We start from the raw sequence: 17009 nt of genomic DNA, 5'->3' as shown, positions 1-17009 counted from the left end.
CGAGGTAAGGCTGACTTACGGAACGTTCAGTCGCCAGCTAGCACCTTATGTGGGGGTTAGTTATGAGACAGCGCTTGGCAAGGCTCGTGGTCAACGACGTCAAGAAAATGAATCGGTTGATAGCAGTAGTTTGACTGCGGGAGTTAAATTCTGGTTTTAACTGTCTACCCATTTTAATTTAACAAAACAATGGAGGTCATATCATGGAAGCTGCTAAGCAAAAAAATATGAACCCTTATGTAAAATTCACCTTAATGATTCTGACATCGACTGTCATCATGTATATCATGATGTACTTCAATACCTACCAGTGGGATCACATTTACTTTAGTGAAACCCGAGCGTATATGGCACTCTACATGGGTGCCGGTATGGCAGTGGTCATGTTGGCATTTATGACCAATATGTATAAAAAGACCAAGGTCAATTTGATGATCTATGGTCTAAGTGTATTGATGTTTGCTGTTGGTATTTGGGGCGTCAGATCACAAGCAACGGTCGACCAAGTCGATTGGATGCAAGCGATGATACCGCATCACTCGATTGCCATTCTCACCAGTAGCCGCGCTGATATTGAAGATCCGCGTGTGCAACAGCTTGCTGATGATATTATAAAAGCCCAAAAGCGTGAAATTGATGAAATGAAGCAGTTGATTGATGAGCTTGAATAAGAGAATGGTGTACCAGTGAACGCTGCGAAAAGTGATCACTCTTTTCTGCTCAGACGCTCAATGACCCAGCCTGCTAGTGGGAAAGACACCAACTGTGTCAGTGGAACAAGTATGATGGTTTCAATTAATACCACCACTGGCAGGCTTAAACCCTGAGTTATAGGCTTCAATAACGTTAATACAATTAGGAGCGTTGGATACAGCCCTATATATCCTATTAATATGCGTATAAGTCTGTCTTTGGAGTTCTGATTCATGACATGATACCGACTGATAATTAAGCCTCTGCTTATATAAAAGCGTTAAATTTGTAAATAGAAATAAGGCCATTAATGGCCTTATCTTATTCATTGTTTAAGTGCTTCGCTACTCTTGATAGCGAGGATAATCACTATAGCCAACATCGGTACCACCATACATCGTGGTAGGATCTACTTCATTGAGTGGCCAGTTATTGGCGATACGCTCAGGTAGATCTGGATTAGCGATAAAAGGACGACCAAACGCGAATAAATCACCGTAGCCTTCTTCTAAAATGTTTACGGCTTTTTGTACCGTGTATTTGCCAGCATAAATAATACGGCCTGAAAATTCTTCTCTGACTGCTTGATAAAAAGTGTCTGGTAAATCAGGCGCATTATCCCAATCAGCTTCTGCAATGGACAAATAAGCAATACCCGCTTGCTCAATGACTTTAATCGCCTCAATATACGTATGATGGGGATCTGACTCTACCAAGCCTAAATACACACGCGTCTCATCCGTACTCGCAAACAAAGGCGCAAAACGCACGCCTAAACGATCAGCACCGACCACATCACTGACAGCAGCCACGATTTCTTTTAAGAAGCGCAAACGATTGGTCAATGACCCACCATATTGATCATCACGGGTGTTGCTATGCTCAGAAATAAACTGATTGACCAAATAACCGTTAGCACAATGCAGCTCTACCCCATCAAAACCCGCTTCCAATGCATTGCGCGCAGCTGTCGCATACATCGTTACCAGCTCACCAACTTCATCGGTACTGAGGGCGCGTGGCTCACTTGGATCGGCCAATGCGCCTGCACCTGGACCTGTTTCAATAAATACTTTGACGTTATCAGCAGTAATATCAGAAGGCCCTACCGGCTGAGCACCATTAGGCTGCAAGCTGGTGTGCGACACACGGCCTACATGCCAAAGCTGAGCAAAAATAATACCGCCTTTGTCATGTACTGCTTGCGTGACTTTTTTCCAACCTTCAACTTGGGCTAATGAATGGATGCCTGGCGTCCAAGCATAACCTTGACCTCTTGGCTCAATCTGCGTACCTTCCGTCACCATAAAGCCTGCTGACGCACGCTGTGCATAATAGCTGGCCATTAAGTCATTAGGGATATTGTCAGGTTGCGTGCTACGAGAGCGTGTCAATGGTGGCATGACGATACGGTTTTTGAGTGTATAAGGCCCAAGTTCTACAGAGGAAAATAATGTATTTGTATTTAGAGTGGTTTGTGTCATAAGTGTCTCTTTTAAAGCAGCTGATGGCTTATTATTAAAGGTATTGAGCCTGTTTTGATGCTTAATAACCAATCTAGTGATTACTTAAGCAATGTTGGTCAGCATAGCGTTTTGAGGGTACAATTAGAAACAACCAGTTATTGTTTAAGATACAACTATTAATGGTATGCATGATGAATGGAATGAATCGGCTCGATATTAAGCAGCTTAGAGTATTACAAGCACTGCTTGATCTAAAAAACTTGTCACAAGTCGCACGCAAGATGGGGCTGACCCAACAAGCCATTAGTGAGCAGCTGCGTAAGTTACGCGAGGTGTTTGATGATCGCTTGTTTATTCGTCAAGGGAATAGCATGGTGGCAACGCCAAAGGCGCTATCGATGCAGCAACCCCTTGACCATATCTTAAAAAAGTTGGAAGATTTGTTAGAGCCAGAGGTTTTTATGCCGCAAACCTACAAGGGCATCTTTACGATTAGTGCGACTGACTATGCGACGCAGGCATTATTACCGCAATTGTTTAATATTACGCGACGCGACGCACCAGACTTGAAGTTGATCGTACGTGATTTTGCCTCAGACAATATCAATCAGCTAATTGCAGCAGGCGAGCTTGATTTGTTGATTACCTTTCCTGAATTTATCCCTGATAACTTATCGTATGTGACTTTATTTGAAGAGCAACATTTATGCGTGACGGGTTGTAAAAATACTTTTGCAACAGAGCCATTAACGCTGGCGCAAGTGGCTGCACACGCGCAGCTAGTCGTGTCACCTTCACGTGCTAATTTACGTGGCTCTCATGATCAATGGTTTGCAGAAAAAGGTCTAAAACGAAACATTGTGATGTCGGTTCCTAGCTTTTCAGCCGTACCAGATATTTTGCACACGACTGACATGATTGCGTTTTATCCTTCGCGATTATTGCCGAGCAGTAAGGTCAAAGAGCTTAAGGTTGAAGCATTGCCGCCTACTTTTAAGGTCATCGCAGCATGGCATCCACGTACTGCTGACAGTGGCATACATCGTTGGTTAATCGAGCAATTACGAAATCTATAATAAGTAACTTAGCTATAGCCAACTTTGAAACGACATCGAACATTCTTAAACTTGATGTAAGTATTATCTAGACTAAACATGGTCCTACACAAAATTCTGGACAGGTTCACATAATCACGTTAATACAAGTTTATTAAAATAACAGTCTCTTAAACATAGTTATCCTACGCAATACTTTCCAAATCGGGTATTAAATCATTACTGCTTATCACTTTATCAACATCAACAAACTCACCTTTACCCATGGCGCCAAGATTATAGTCTGCAAACTCATGATATAAAGTGACCACATCACCCATAATCAATAGTGCAGGGGTTGGCAGTTTTGCTTCAGCTTGCTGATCAGCGATATCACTTAATGTGCCGATAAGTACTTGCTGCGTTGGCATACTGGCATGACTAATGATAGCAAAAGGCGTTTCGCTGTAGCGCCCCGCTGCTATCAACCCTTGTGTCATCTCATGCAAACGGTGCAAACCCATGTAAAACACAACTGTCTGGCTGCTGTCCATTAGCTCACTATAATCGTTATTAGGCGCGCCATTTTTTTTGCAAGCAGTGACAAACTTGACCGATTGAGCATGGTCACGGTGCGTTAGTGGAATTCCTGTACGGCTAGCAGCGGCACTGGCGGCAGTAATACCTGGAATAGACTCAAAATGAATGCCATGACGTACCACTTCCTGTAGCTCTTCGCCGCCGCGTCCAAAAATAAAAGGGTCGCCACCTTTTAAGCGAACCACTATTTTTCCTGCCAGCGCGTGTTTGACCAGTAGCTCGTTAATACTTTCTTGTGGCAATGCATGATTAGCTCGGCGCTTACCAACGAATATTTTTTCAGCCGTGCTCGCGCACATATCCAAAATATCCTCAGACACCAGACTGTCGTATAACACTACCTCTGCGCGCTGCATTACTCGCCACGCTTTTAATGTTAATAGCTCAGGGTCACCAGATCCTGCGCCAATCAGATGCACAGTGCCTCTTTTGGTGCAAGTTTGCACGTTTTCTGCGCAGTGTTTATCCATTAGCTGATAGGTCAAATGCGTTGGGGTAGCGGCAGATATATTGGTCACGGTGGTGACTCCTGATAACAGAGTGAATACAGCAAAATGGGCAACCACAAGCAAAGTTGTCAATACACCCTTACTCTAAAATGGCTTATTGTTCATAACACAACACTCAACCAGTAATTGCATATAAAAGGTTGCAAGCGACGTGCCACACGACTATCTAAGCTTGCGCCAACGGGCCGCATTCTGCGATTAATGCGTTGATTTGCCCCACGCAAGATCCACAATTGGTACCTGCTCGGCACTGCTTACCCACTGCCGTCGCACTAGTACAACCATGCTGTGTGATAGCGTTGAGAATGATATTTTTTCCAACTGACATACATGAGCATACCAAAGGTCCTGGATCAACATAACCACTGGCAGGCCGCCCCGCGAGCAACCATTTATATCGTTGATTGACAGGTATTTGGCTAGTATCCGTAAAGCAGCTATCGAGCCAGCGGACACTCGGTAATTGCTTTTGCGTTGGGGCAACGTAAATAGCCATAATCAGTTGTGTGCTGGGCCTCTCATCATCAGATGACCCACTATTTATAGCAGCGTTATTTGAGTCTGTCTCAGGCGCAGATTGCGTCACAATAAAACGCAATTGATTCTGTACATTATCGACCGTAAATGCCGTATGCATGACACCCTCTTGAGAGTTTGGCTGTGATAATGATTGCATAGACGCTATAAACTGCTGCCAAAACTCGGGGCAAGCTAAGGTACTACTAGCCTCCACCATCGGGCTAGCGAGATTGATCAAGACGCTGTTATTTTGATGACTCAAGCTCCAAGTAAGTGCAGGTAATGCCTCTGGCACAATATTATTTGAACGTGCTTCGCATTTTGTTTCAGATAATACTTTCTCTGACACTTTGGCAGAAAAATTGGCCAAAATAGTACGTAATTGCACTATAACGGCGTCTTGCCACTCAGGATGCACCAAAATCTTGCCAAATGATTGCATAGGAACAGGCGTGACACTGATCGCCGAATTTTTGAGCTCTGGCTGCCCTGAATGCGGATCGAGGACTGTTGGAATAAGGGGGCCTACACGAGCGAAGCTAGCAAAAGCATTGCTCCAATGCATAGGCATAAATGCATCACCAACGCGCAACGTATCGCTAATGGTAACTTGCGTCATTACGGTAGTTGCGGACTCGTTGCCATCCCTAGCCGTACTCATCGCGGTATTACTGACTGTGCCATTACTAGTCACGCCGTTCTCATAGCTTTCATACTTTTCGTAGTTTTCATACCTGCGATGCAGTTGCACAAAGTCATTGTCTTGAACGCCCAGTTGCTGTGCATCGTTAGCGTGTATGGTCAGTGTGGGTATTGGCTGATGTTGGTTCAACTGCGGTGCAAGGCCAGTACGAGTCATGGTATGCCATTGATCGCGAAGCCTGCCCGTAATCAGGCGTAAATGAATCGCTTGGCTTTCAGATTGAGCATCATGCTCAAGCTCTTGTTTAAAGGGCGATTGATGCTCACCAATCGGTTGAGGGGGATTCCTTCTTTGACGTCGATGCACATTGGCTATGCTCGCTTCATTAGAGGGCGTAATAGCGATTAACTGTGACTTGGTAACTGTAGCCGCGAGATTATTGATTTCATTTTCTAAAGGTTTTATCTTATCAATCATGGAAATACGCGTATCACCCCATTGAAACGGTAACATCTCTTCGTATGCTTGCTGACTGAGTGCGATTGGCTGATATGTTTGATTGCCGTTCTGGTTAATATGCTGGCTAATATATTGTTGAGCACATTTATCGGCTGGTACCTCATCTGTCATTAAAGAAGACAAGTCTTTGCTAAGATTCAGGTAGCGAGGATAGGTCTCATTAGAATTGGACGGGCTTTGGTTGTGAGTATTGCTATAAGCGGTCAATGCCACATGCTCATTAAATATCTCGCTAGGGTGTTGGTAATCAAACCCTGTTAATCCCATGCGTGTGGCAACTTGAGACAGTATCCACCAATCTGGTTTGGCAAGCCCTGCTGCAGGCATTAATGTCCGCTGCCGAGATATGCACCGTTCAGAATTGGTGACCGTTCCAGATTTTTCACCCCATCCTTGAGCAGGCAATACAATATCGGCACACTTCACCGTATCACTGTCTACCGAGCAATCAGAGACAATAACTAAATCACATTCAGCAAGCGCTTGGCGAAAATTATTCGCATCTGGCAAGCTGACCACAGGGTTGGTGGCCATAATCCAAATGGCCTTGATACGACCATCTAATATGGCAGCGGCCGCGTCACAGGCTTTGACACCCACGTTTGGGGCGATAGTTTGAGGCGACTGCCAAAAATCTGCCACGAGCTGACGATGATCGGCATTGTCTAGTTCTAAATGCGCCGCTAACAAATTGGCAAGGGCGCCGACTTCTCGTCCACCCATTGCATTAGGCTGTCCAGTAAGTGAAAACGGACTGGCCCCTACTTTGCCCACACGCCCCGTGAACAAATGAGTATTAATAATGGCATTGACCTTATCGGTTCCGCTTTGTGATTGATTGACGCCCATACTAAAGGCAGTGACTGTTTTATCAGTGGCGGCAACGCACTCATAGAACTGGCGGATACTGTCCGCAGACACTTGACAAGCACTGGCAACTTCATCAATGCTCCATGCTTTGGCCGCATTCACCGCATCATCAACGCCCAAGCTTTGGCTAACATATTCATCATTTTGGCAACCCTGCTGAGCTAGGTAATGCAGCAACCCATTATATAAATGTGTATCCGTGCCCGCAGCAATTGGTAAATGCAAATCGGCAAATTCACAAGAGTCCGTACGGCGCGGGTCTATCACAATCAGTTTTTTATTAGGATTGGCTTTTTTGGCGGCTAAAAATCGACCAAACAAAATAGGATGGCACCACGCCATATTGGAGCCTACCAGTACTAATAAATCACAAGCCTCCAAATCCTCGTAATTACCGGGCACAAGGTCTGCGCCAAACGCGCGTTTGTGCCCAGCTACTGCAGATGACATACACAGCCGAGAGTTGGAGTCGATGTTATTATTACCAATAAACCCTTTTATAAACTTATTGGCGACGTAATAGTCTTCAGTCAGCAATTGACCTGAGACATAAAACATAATGCTGTCTCGTCCGTGTTTGGCGATAGTGTCATTTAAACGACTGGCCACGTCATCTAAAACGGTGTCCCAGTCTGTCTGCTCTATAAGTGGCTTCTCAGATTTACGTTTGGCATTGAAATCATTACCCAATTGCATAGGCTGATGCTGATGCTGTTGCATGACTGCGTGCTTATTTTGATAATATGGCTCGGTCAAGCGGCGCGCGGTGCCCAATGTTTGTGCCAGTGCACTCCCTTTTGAGCACAATTTACCAAAGTTAGCCGGATGCTCAGGATCTCCTTTGACGCTTAGCACCTCTGTCTCATTCACGCTCGCTAAAACACCGCATCCCACTCCGCAATAAGGGCACGTTGTTCGAATGGTGGTTATCGAACTATCGATCAAGTCATCAATTGAGCTATCAACCAAATCGTCATCAGAGGACGACAGTGCTTTTTTGATATTTTTGGCAGCACTTATATCATGTGTCTCAATGACTCGGCCTGTTGCTTTTTGCACGCTATTAGGCAGGTTGTTCGATTTATTAGCTGGCACTAATTTGCTAGCAGATTCATTGGCGGTAGCGTCATTCATAATGCATCCTCTAACAGTTCGGCCGCTTTATGATGATTGATGTTCTTGTCCGTATCATCAAGCTCTATATCTACTTCCGTAGTTGGCGAATTGCTTGGCATTATTTCATCCAAATGACAATATGCTTCGCCAAATATGAGTGTGTCTTTGATGGACGTAATATCAACGTTATCTATAATTAACTGACTGTAAAAGCTGCCATCGCTGGTGTCCCCATAAAGTACAGCGCCAATGAGTTTGTTTTCTTTGAGGTACAGACAGTGATAATGGTTCAATTCAGGCTGACGATATACGAGAGTCTCAATAGAGTCGGCAGCGTCATCATCAAAAGCAATTTGCCCTGCAGAAAATGCCGACATGCCAGATACTTTCAATTTTAATGACAACGGTTTGCTGATAAAAGGAACCCAGTGATCTGGCACGGCAGCTTTATTGTCTATCACATTTATATCGTTTTCTATCAAAGCCTCTTTTAAAACCGTGACCAACGTATCCACTTGCTGATTGACCGGCGCCACCATTCCAAATAGCTCGCCTTCTCGCTCTATACACTCACCAATCGCATAAACATTAGGACAACTGGTGTGCATAAAATCATCGACCACAATACCGCGATTAACCTCGAGTCCGCTTTGCTTGGCAAGCGCTGCATTGGGTATCACACCCACTGCCATCACGATAAAATCGGCCACTAGCGTGCGCCCGTCTTTTAAAGACAATCCGCACACTTCTCCTACATCATTCATTTCGATAGCCTCAGTATGTGCAGAAACCGCGAGACCAACCCCGCGGCGACCGAGCTCAGTTTGCAAAAGCTCGGCAGCTGGCAGGTCTAATTGACGATTGAGTACATGACCATCCATATGAATGACCGTCATGCTCGCACCCTGTGCCGCCAACGCGCATGCAGCCTCTAATCCCAGTACGCCACCGCCAATCACCAAACCCGTTTTTCCTTGGCGGGCATAGTCCATCAGAGCGGTCACATCGGCAAGGTCTCGAAACACATGCACGCCATTAGCCGTATGATTGGGGAACGGAATGACTCGGGCAGTTGACCCTGTGGCCATTACTAACTTGGCATAGTTGAATGTTTGCCCATCATCTAGCTCAATACACTGGCACTTGGTATCTATTGTCTCTACCGCAACCCCAGACAATACTGTGATACCTAGCTGCTCATACTCTGCTTCGTCGTACAAATAAGTATCTTCAAACGCTGTGTCGCCAGCCAATACTGGTGACAGCATAATGCGGTTATAGCCCACGTGCGGCTCTTTACTAATCAACGTAATTGGCAAACGGGCGGTGTCATCATTTGAATGCGTACGAGCAAGCTCAATGGCAAAGCGACTGCCTGCCATGCCCGCCCCGATAATAACGATGCCAGCGTTTTTTTGATGGTCTGATGCTAAGGCGTGAGTGTTGGTATGAGTATCTACCGTAGTTGCGGCTTGCGACATAGATAGTGACATAAACAGAAAAGTCCTTAGCCGCGCGGAGCAGCATTGAATGCAAAACAGCGTGTCATGAAAAGTATGCCAACAATAATAAAATGATGACAAACTCTATGAAGCAAATGCCATGCCATACCAGTAGAGGGTTACGCTTAATGAGAGGTTCTGGGTCACGGCTGTGCGCTTTATTATCAGGGTTAAAATCTTGTAAAAACTCACCAATGGCTTGATAGCGCGCGTTAGTATTGACATGCAGCGCACGCATGAGTGCCTGTTGGCTGGCGTCAGGCACATTCTGCTGCCGTAGCGGCTGCGCGGGCATCATTAGTGTTTGGTTTGGCATCATTAGTGTCTGGGTATTAAATGGCAATTGTCCCGTCAACAATTCATAGCCAATCACTGCAATTGAGAACAAGTCAGAATGCACACCTTTTGGTGCATCGGTGTAATATTCTGGTGCAGCATAGTGCAAATCACCATTTGGTGGTCGAGTGCTGTCTTTTAAGATGGAGGAGCTGGCGGAACCAAAATCAATGAGTTTGACCGCGCCTGATTTGGTTAAAAGAATGTTTTCGGGTTTGATGTCTTGATGCAGTAGATAGTTGCGATGCATGACCCGAACCGCCATGCCAATTTTGGTGAGTAAATCAAAGGTTTGCCACACATCACAAGGCGCATGACGATCCATAAAGTTCCGTAAACTCTCACCGGCGATATATTCAGTCAAATGATATAAGTATGTGGTACTTGCTGGTACTGGATAGTAACGCAGCAGCCCCGACTCACTGAGCCCAGAGCCCACGTTATGACCACTATTGTTGGATGCAGGATTGACAGGCAATCGATTGGGATCAGCTTGATTGTAAGCCGACTCTCCTGCGCGGCGATGTTTTGATAGGCTCAAACCAATTTTACGTTCTTTTAGAAAATCACGCAGATAGTGACCATCGGCAACAGAGTCTAAACTGGGTGATTTTAAAACAAAGTCATGGTTGTATTCATCTTTTACCCAGTACACGTGACTGCGAGCAGTACGAGCAATGATACCAATCACAGTAAAGCCGTCAATATGATCGCCTATCTGTAAATCGGTTGGCAGCTGGTAGCGATTCACATCATGTATGACCGTATCCAGATTATCAAAGTCAATGCCATTTAAATGACTAATACCCTTGGAGCCGTTGATAGAAGTAAAACGGGCTGAGCGTGTGTTCATACTCAGCATAACCATGCTTAGATTGTCATGACTACCTGCACTAAAGGCTTGCTCGCATACGGCTTGACTGGTGTTAAGTCCTAGCGGTAATTCGTGTGTGGTGGTCATCAACTGAAGTATATCAGTCGCACTGCTGCACAGCTCAAATTGCAACTCTGTGGGCTCTATATGCTCATAAACCCCATCCGTCATAATGGCCAAACACTCGTTTTGATGGAGGGTAAATACCGATTGTTGTAGCTCCATCTGGCTATCTGCGCCGATAGCTGCAGCAAGCGCTCCTTTATCTTGACCGCGGTGCACGCGGTGATCTTTGCTCAATACTGTCAGACAATCTACCCCAACGCGGTATATTCGAGAGTCGCCTGTATGAAACAGGTGAATACGGTCACCGATACAGAGCAAGCCTGATAACGTAGACAACAACGGCGGCACCCGTTGATACGATTGAGGAAAATATAGAATATCGTTGGCTTTGTTGACTGCTGTTTTGATAATAGTGGCGACTTGATCATCATCAAAACTGATGGATGACGTCTCATCTTGCGATTGTGTCAGTGCAGTCAACCCTAATGTGATTTTGTGGGCAATGGTATTCACTACCAGTCGACTTGCCTGTTTTGGAAACTGACAAGCGCTGACCCCATCTGCCATCAGCACCAATAATGGGGCTGATGAGGACGGGTGAGATCTTGCTTGAGATATTGAGCGATTGGCACTAGATGATTCTTCACCTGAATATTGATGGGGCAAGCAGGTGGTGATAAGTAAGCTGTCTTGGTTTTCCGTCTTGCGACCTGCCATAGTGAAAAAATCAAGCCACCATAATGCAGTACTGGCACCAACAATATCTTTATTTTCACCAGTCTCATCAATAGCAACAAACTGACCTGAACCTGTTGATGACGAATTATTGATATTAGCTACCGTCTCATCAGCATTTTGACTATAGTTTCTGTTGGCGTTTGCTGCGTGTGCTATCGTCATCTGTCTTCACCCCGTACTATCTATGACTTACTTGTATTTCGGCAAATGTACCATCTGGCATTTCTTCAATAATGATGCCTTCTGGCTCTTTTAAGAAAAACAAGGCAAAGAATCCAGCCACTGCGGTCGCTGCAATTACAAAGAAAAACACCTGATAAGACACCAGACTCAGCACCGTTAAATACACGACTGATCCAACATTGCCATACGCGCCTGTCATCCCTGCAAACTGCCCTGTCATGCTGCGTTTGATCAGAGGAATCACTGCAAAAACAGCACCCTCACCTGCCTGTACAAAGAATGAGCAAAACATTGTGATTAACAATGCCAATGCCAGTGGCCACGTTGAGTCTAGGAAGCCCATCAACAGATACCCGATAGCCAAACCAGCTGTCAAAATCAATAAAGTTATTTTGCGACCAAACTTATCACTGAGCCAACCGCCACCTGGGCGTGACATGAGATTCATAAAGGCATAGCTAGATGCCAATACCCCTGCCATCACAATCGATAAACTAAAAGTTTCTTGGTAAAATAGAGGTAGCATCGACACGACGGCAAGCTCTGATCCGAAAGTGGCAAAATATAAAATGTTTAAGATACCTACTTGCTTAAAATCATAACGATGCGCCACTGGTACAGGCGTGGTGAAAACCTCTTTATTAAAGCGGTAGCTGCTGATGAACTCGTAAACATACAGTATCGCAAGGCCAATATAGACCATGGTGACACTAGACTGGCTCAATAAGCTCACACCATCAGGTGATAGTTTCCATGCCAATAATGCCAATGCCAAATACATAGGCAGTTTAAAAACCATCATTAACCAAAAATCACCTGATGACGTCACCATCATGGCACCTGATTTTTTGGGTTTAAAATAAGTAGCCCCTTTGGGTGTATTACGCGCCATCTTATAAAAAATAATGCTATAAAGCGCCATCACGACCCCTGATGTGGCTGTTGCATAACGCCACCCTTCATCACCACCGAACACTGCTGCTGCACCAATCGCTATAGTTGGTAATAACAGTGCCGCTGCTGCCGAGCCAAAATTACCCCAACCGCCATAAATACCTTCAGCCGTCCCCAATTCATTGGTTGGAAACCAATCACTCATCAAACGAATACCCACCACAAAACCTGCACCAACAAAACCCAGCAAAAACCGAGACAGCGCCAAGGTGTTGTAATCCTGCGCGAACGCAAAGGTAAAACAAGGAATAGCACCAATGGCTAAAATGGCGGTATATACAATGCGAGGGCCAAAACGGTCTGTCAGCATCCCGATAATCACACGGGCAGGAATGGTCAATGCTACGTTTAAAATGAGTAACGTTTTGATTTGGTCTTTACTCAGATTGAGTGTTTCTCCAATCGCTGATAAAAATGGTGCATGGTTGAACCATACAAAAAAGGTAAGGAAAAATGCCATCCAACCTAAATGAAGGATTTTATTTTTACCCGTAAATGACAAAACATTAAGCTTGTCTTTACTAGGTGCAACGGGGGCTGATGATGACATAGGCAACTTCCTCAAATGATTAACTTCAGGGTTCTGACAACGTACTAAAGGTACTAAGTGTTCAAAAAATGCAGTGTTCAAATATGATAAGTAGCAATGTTTCAGGCGGTGCAATGGTTATGCCAGTTATTTTTGTACGCTGCCAAATCTGTATAAAGACCAACGCTTATTGAGTCTCTAGACGCCTTTACTGGCGGGTCTATAACCATCACTACACCTGACACTTATGCTAATAAAGCATTAACACAGCAGATTTAAAACACTCCATCAGCCTCCCTTATAAACAGCAATAACATCCAATTTGGGGCACAACAGTAACTATTTTGGTGCATCAACTTCTGATATCTCAGTCGGTGACAACGGTATCTATCCTGATTTTTGGTAAGTCATAGCGCTGATCAAGCTGACGTAAAAACCTTTGTACATAAGTGACTGGTCCCGACACAGCATACCTTTATGTCTAATGGCAACACGCAAAAACCCAGCTAATCGAAGTGCTCTGGCATGATTATTGAATACTCTGTAATGGTAGGTATTAAATGCTGTTTATCAGCTGTTGTTGAGAGACGGAGCCGTTTATAGCGTGATAAAAAATAAACGATGACCGCCTTCAACCAGCCCCATTACTAAGGACAGACGCATGATTAGCACTGCATTGAACACAGAAAACAAAGGCAATTTGGTGGTGATTGGCAACGGTATGGTCGGTCATCACTTTATTGAACGAGCAATTGAGCAAGGACTGCACCAGCAATTTGATATTCATGTATTTGCTGAAGAAGACCGCCCTGCTTATGACCGTGTTTATTTATCGAGCTACTTTGAACATAAAGATGCCAGTAAGCTGAACCTAGTAGATTTAACGGCTTACGAATTATCAAAAGTTAATTTGCATTTGAATCAATGTATTGTAGATATCGATTCAGCCAGTCAGCGTATTACTACTGAGGCAGGCGAGATTATTGAGTACTCTGAGTTGGTACTGGCGACAGGATCATATCCTTTTGTACCGCCCATCCCAGGCCGCGAGCATCCGCACTGCCACGTATACCGTACCATTGCAGATTTAGATGAGATTTTAGCCATTGCCGATCTGCCCACTGTCAAAAAAGGCGTGGTGGTTGGTGGCGGTCTACTGGGGCTTGAAGCCGCAAAAGCGCTCGTGACGCTAGGGCTAGATACCTATGTGGTCGAGTTTGCACCGCAATTGATGGGCGTTCAGCTCGATGCCGCTGGTGGTGAGATCTTAAAGCGTAAAATAGAAGCACTTGGTGTCAAAGTACTGACGGGGAAAAACACCAAAGAGATTCTGTCTAATACCGCACTTAACCCTGATGACACCATCGGTGATGGTCAACATTTAACCATGCAGTTTACAGATGGCACCTCTCTAACGACCGATATGATTGTGTTTAGCGCTGGTATTAGACCGCAAGACGGTCTCATTAAAAACAACCCTGAATGCGGTATCGAAATGGGCGGGCGTGGTGGCATCTTGATCAATGAGCAATGTCGCACCAATGTAGATCATGTTTATGCCGTAGGCGAATGCGCAGTATGGGACAACAAAGTATTTGGTCTGGTGGCTCCCGGTTACAACATGGCCAGTATCTGTGCCGCGCAAATCGCTGGTGATAGCAAGCAGATATTTACGGGTGCTGACATGAGCACCAAGTTAAAACTGATGGGTGTGGATGTGGGTAGTATTGGCGACGCACATGGCACAAGCGAAGGCAGCTTAAGCTACCTGTATCAGAACCCTGCTGAGGGAATTTATAAAAAACTGGTCACCACACCGGATAACAAACGATTGCTTGGTGCTGTATTGGTAGGCGACACCGAAGACTATAACAACCTATTACAATTGTATTTAAATGACATTAACCTACCCGCCCACCCAGAAAGCCTGATATTACCCAATGTCGAAAAACCCGTGATGGGCATCGACAATCTGCCAGATACTGCCACGATTTGTTCTTGTTATAACGTGACCAAAGGCGCTATCTGCTCGGCCGTCGAAAACGGCGCATACTCCGTCAGCGATGTAAAAACCGTGACCAGTGCCGGTAGTGGCTGTGGTGGCTGCGCACCTATGGTCAAAGATACGGTCAGCTATCAACTCACCGCCATGGGCTTTGAAGTAAACAATGACTTGTGTGAGCACTTTGCGTACTCTCGTCAGGATTTATATAGCCTGATTCGCGTGCACGGTATCAAAACCTTTGATGAATTACTGACTGAACATGGTAGCGGCCATGGTTGTGAGATATGTAAACCGACAGTCGCCTCTATTTTGGCATCGTGCTGGAATGACTACGTACTCAAAACCGAGCTGACACCACTACAGGACAGTAACGATTACTACTTAGGTAATATCCAAAAAGACGGCACTTATTCCGTCGTACCGCGTGTGCCGGGCGGTGAAATTACCGCAGACAAGCTCATCGTACTGGGTCAAGTAGCGAAGCAGTTTAATTTGTACACCAAAATCACTGGTGGGATGCGAGTCGATCTGTTTGGCGCGCGCATGGAGCAATTGCCTGATATTTGGACGCAACTGGTACAAGCAGGCTTTGAGACTGGTCATGCCTATGGTAAATCTTTACGTACCGTGAAATCTTGTATTGGTAATAACTGGTGCCGCTACGGCGTCGATGACAGTATTGGCCTCGCCTTGAGATTAGAAGATCGTTATAAAGGCGTACGCTCACCGCACAAAATCAAAATGGGTGTGTCAGGCTGTATGCGCGAATGTGCGGAAGCGCAAAGTAAAGACTTCGGCATGATTGCGACTGAAAATGGCTGGAATTTATTTGTCTGCGGTAATGGTGGTATCACCCCGCGTCATGGCGAGCTGTTCGCCACTGATCTGGATACCGAAACAATGGTCAAATACATCGACCGCATCATTATGTTCTATATCAAAACAGCGGACAAGCTACAGCGCACCTCAAAGTGGCGTGAAAGCTTAGATGGCGGGCTGGATTATTTGAAGGCTGTCATCATTGAAGACAGTTTGGGCATAGCAGATGAGCTCGAAGCGCAAATGCAATTGTTGGTCGACAATTACGTGTGTGAGTGGGCAGCGACGATTAATGACACCGAAAAACTCAAACGTTTCCGTCATTTTGTAAACAGTGAGAAAGGCGATGATAATGTCGTTTTCGTGACTGATCGTGAGCAGATTCGCCCAGCGACTGATGCGGAAAAAGCAACCATCAATCTGGTTGAGTTGGCCTAGCCAATGATGAGTGCCTTGTTAATTATCACAAAAATCAAGGCGCTGTTTTTTCCACTCATGTTTTTAGACTCAAGATTTACGACTCATTTTTCTCAAATCATGTTTTGCAAATTGCAGCTTATCACTCACGATTTATCATTCATACAGAGCAATATTATCATCACTAAGGATACCGCCTCATGAACCAACAGACTATTTGTACACTTGACGATATCATTCCTGAAACCGGTGTCTGCGCCTTGATAGATGGCAAACAAATTGCTATCTTTCGTACCAAACAGAACGATTTATTTGCTCTTGATAACTACGATCCATTCAGTCAAGCCAATGTATTGTCTCGAGGGTTGATTGGTGGCACCACGATTACAGATGATACAGGAACAGCAAAAGAAGTGCTTTATGTGGCCTCGCCCATCTATAAGCAACGCTTTAACCTAGCTACTGGTCAATGTCTAGATGACGACAGTATTGTGCTAAATACTTATAAATTCAAACTTGATGGAAATAATGTGGTGGCAAACTACGAATAATAAGCGACGTTATCTCTAATTTGATATGTTATTCATAATTGCTATCTCAAAAATAAAAAACCCTTT

The 17009-nt window shown here is 44.9% G+C and carries 12 protein-coding genes; 5 read left to right on the top strand and 7 right to left on the bottom strand.

Going from position 1 to position 17009, the window contains the following annotated elements; translation table 11 throughout:
• The first annotated feature begins 10 nt into the window (after positions 1 to 10).
• Entirely contained in the window at positions 11 to 160 is a 150-nt protein-coding gene (locus tag B2863_RS11195; RefSeq protein WP_296210561.1) for a copper resistance protein B, read from the top strand.
• Positions 161 to 203: 43 nt separating this feature from the next.
• On the top strand, positions 204 to 671 hold the full coding sequence (locus tag B2863_RS11190) for a DUF305 domain-containing protein (protein ID WP_224737935.1): 468 nt from the start codon (positions 204 to 206) through the stop codon (positions 669 to 671).
• Positions 672 to 706: 35 nt separating this feature from the next.
• Here the strand turns inward: B2863_RS11190 and B2863_RS11185 are convergent, their stop codons facing one another.
• Together B2863_RS11185 and B2863_RS11180 are read right to left on the bottom strand one after the other, a co-directional pair.
• A complete protein-coding gene (locus B2863_RS11185; protein WP_191115288.1) occupies positions 707 to 928 on the bottom strand; it encodes a hypothetical protein in 222 nt (73 codons plus the stop codon).
• A 109-nt stretch (positions 929 to 1037) separates the two neighbouring features.
• Complete coding sequence (locus tag B2863_RS11180; RefSeq protein WP_296210546.1) at positions 1038 to 2177, bottom strand: alkene reductase; 1140 nt, start codon at positions 2175 to 2177, stop codon at positions 1038 to 1040.
• Between the two features lie 170 nt (positions 2178 to 2347).
• Here B2863_RS11180 and B2863_RS11175 point away from each other — a divergent pair, with 170 nt between their 5' ends.
• Positions 2348 to 3235, top strand: a complete 888-nt coding sequence (locus B2863_RS11175) for a LysR family transcriptional regulator (RefSeq protein WP_296210544.1) — start codon at positions 2348 to 2350, stop codon at positions 3233 to 3235.
• A 164-nt stretch (positions 3236 to 3399) separates the two neighbouring features.
• Here the strand turns inward: B2863_RS11175 and cobA are convergent, their stop codons facing one another.
• The 5 genes from cobA to B2863_RS11150 all read right to left on the bottom strand — a co-directional run bounded on the left by cobA (position 3400) and on the right by B2863_RS11150 (position 13253).
• Positions 3400 to 4311, bottom strand: coding sequence for a uroporphyrinogen-III C-methyltransferase (gene cobA, locus B2863_RS11170; RefSeq protein WP_414706944.1), 912 nt, complete (start codon positions 4309 to 4311; stop codon positions 3400 to 3402).
• A gap of 157 nt (positions 4312 to 4468) precedes the next feature.
• Positions 4469 to 7987, bottom strand: coding sequence for a nitrate reductase (locus B2863_RS11165; protein ID WP_296210541.1), 3519 nt, complete (start codon positions 7985 to 7987; stop codon positions 4469 to 4471).
• Complete coding sequence (locus B2863_RS11160; RefSeq protein WP_296210539.1) at positions 7984 to 9462, bottom strand: NAD(P)/FAD-dependent oxidoreductase; 1479 nt, start codon at positions 9460 to 9462, stop codon at positions 7984 to 7986. The genes B2863_RS11165 and B2863_RS11160 overlap by 4 nt, the downstream gene beginning before the upstream one ends.
• 52 nt (positions 9463 to 9514) lie before the next feature.
• Positions 9515 to 11647: a protein kinase domain-containing protein gene (locus B2863_RS11155; protein WP_339343418.1), complete on the bottom strand. Its 2133-nt coding sequence runs from the start codon at positions 11645 to 11647 to the stop codon at positions 9515 to 9517.
• Positions 11648 to 11663: 16 nt separating this feature from the next.
• Positions 11664 to 13253, bottom strand: a complete 1590-nt coding sequence (locus B2863_RS11150) for a NarK family nitrate/nitrite MFS transporter (protein WP_339343417.1) — start codon at positions 13251 to 13253, stop codon at positions 11664 to 11666.
• A gap of 559 nt (positions 13254 to 13812) precedes the next feature.
• Between B2863_RS11150 and nirB the strand changes: the two genes are divergently transcribed.
• Together nirB and nirD are read left to right on the top strand one after the other, a co-directional pair.
• Positions 13813 to 16413, top strand: coding sequence for a nitrite reductase large subunit NirB (nirB, locus tag B2863_RS11145; protein WP_296210533.1), 2601 nt, complete (start codon positions 13813 to 13815; stop codon positions 16411 to 16413).
• A gap of 179 nt (positions 16414 to 16592) precedes the next feature.
• On the top strand, positions 16593 to 16943 hold the full coding sequence (nirD, locus tag B2863_RS11140) for a nitrite reductase small subunit NirD (protein WP_296210530.1): 351 nt from the start codon (positions 16593 to 16595) through the stop codon (positions 16941 to 16943).
• Positions 16944 to 17009 lie beyond the last annotated feature (66 nt).

Source organism: Psychrobacter sp. UBA3480 (genome assembly GCF_002377945.1).
Lineage (GTDB): Bacteria > Pseudomonadota > Gammaproteobacteria > Pseudomonadales > Moraxellaceae > Psychrobacter.
This window is presented reverse-complemented; position numbering and strand designations above follow the sequence as displayed.

What these genes read in the sequence shown, in the direction of transcription:
- B2863_RS11190 (WP_224737935.1), top strand. Translation starts at nt 204, where the DNA reads ATGGAAGCTGCTAAGCAAAAAAATATGAACCCTTATGTAAAATTCACC.
- B2863_RS11185 (WP_191115288.1), bottom strand. Translation starts at nt 928, where the DNA reads ATGAATCAGAACTCCAAAGACAGACTTATACGCATATTAATAGGATAT.
- B2863_RS11180 (WP_296210546.1), bottom strand. Translation starts at nt 2,177, where the DNA reads ATGACACAAACCACTCTAAATACAAATACATTATTTTCCTCTGTAGAA.
- B2863_RS11175 (WP_296210544.1), top strand. Translation starts at nt 2,348, where the DNA reads ATGATGAATGGAATGAATCGGCTCGATATTAAGCAGCTTAGAGTATTA.
- B2863_RS11165 (WP_296210541.1), bottom strand. Translation starts at nt 7,987, where the DNA reads ATGAATGACGCTACCGCCAATGAATCTGCTAGCAAATTAGTGCCAGCT.
- B2863_RS11160 (WP_296210539.1), bottom strand. Translation starts at nt 9,462, where the DNA reads ATGTCACTATCTATGTCGCAAGCCGCAACTACGGTAGATACTCATACC.
- B2863_RS11155 (WP_339343418.1), bottom strand. Translation starts at nt 11,647, where the DNA reads ATGACGATAGCACACGCAGCAAACGCCAACAGAAACTATAGTCAAAAT.
- nirB (WP_296210533.1), top strand. Translation starts at nt 13,813, where the DNA reads ATGATTAGCACTGCATTGAACACAGAAAACAAAGGCAATTTGGTGGTG.
- nirD (WP_296210530.1), top strand. Translation starts at nt 16,593, where the DNA reads ATGAACCAACAGACTATTTGTACACTTGACGATATCATTCCTGAAACC.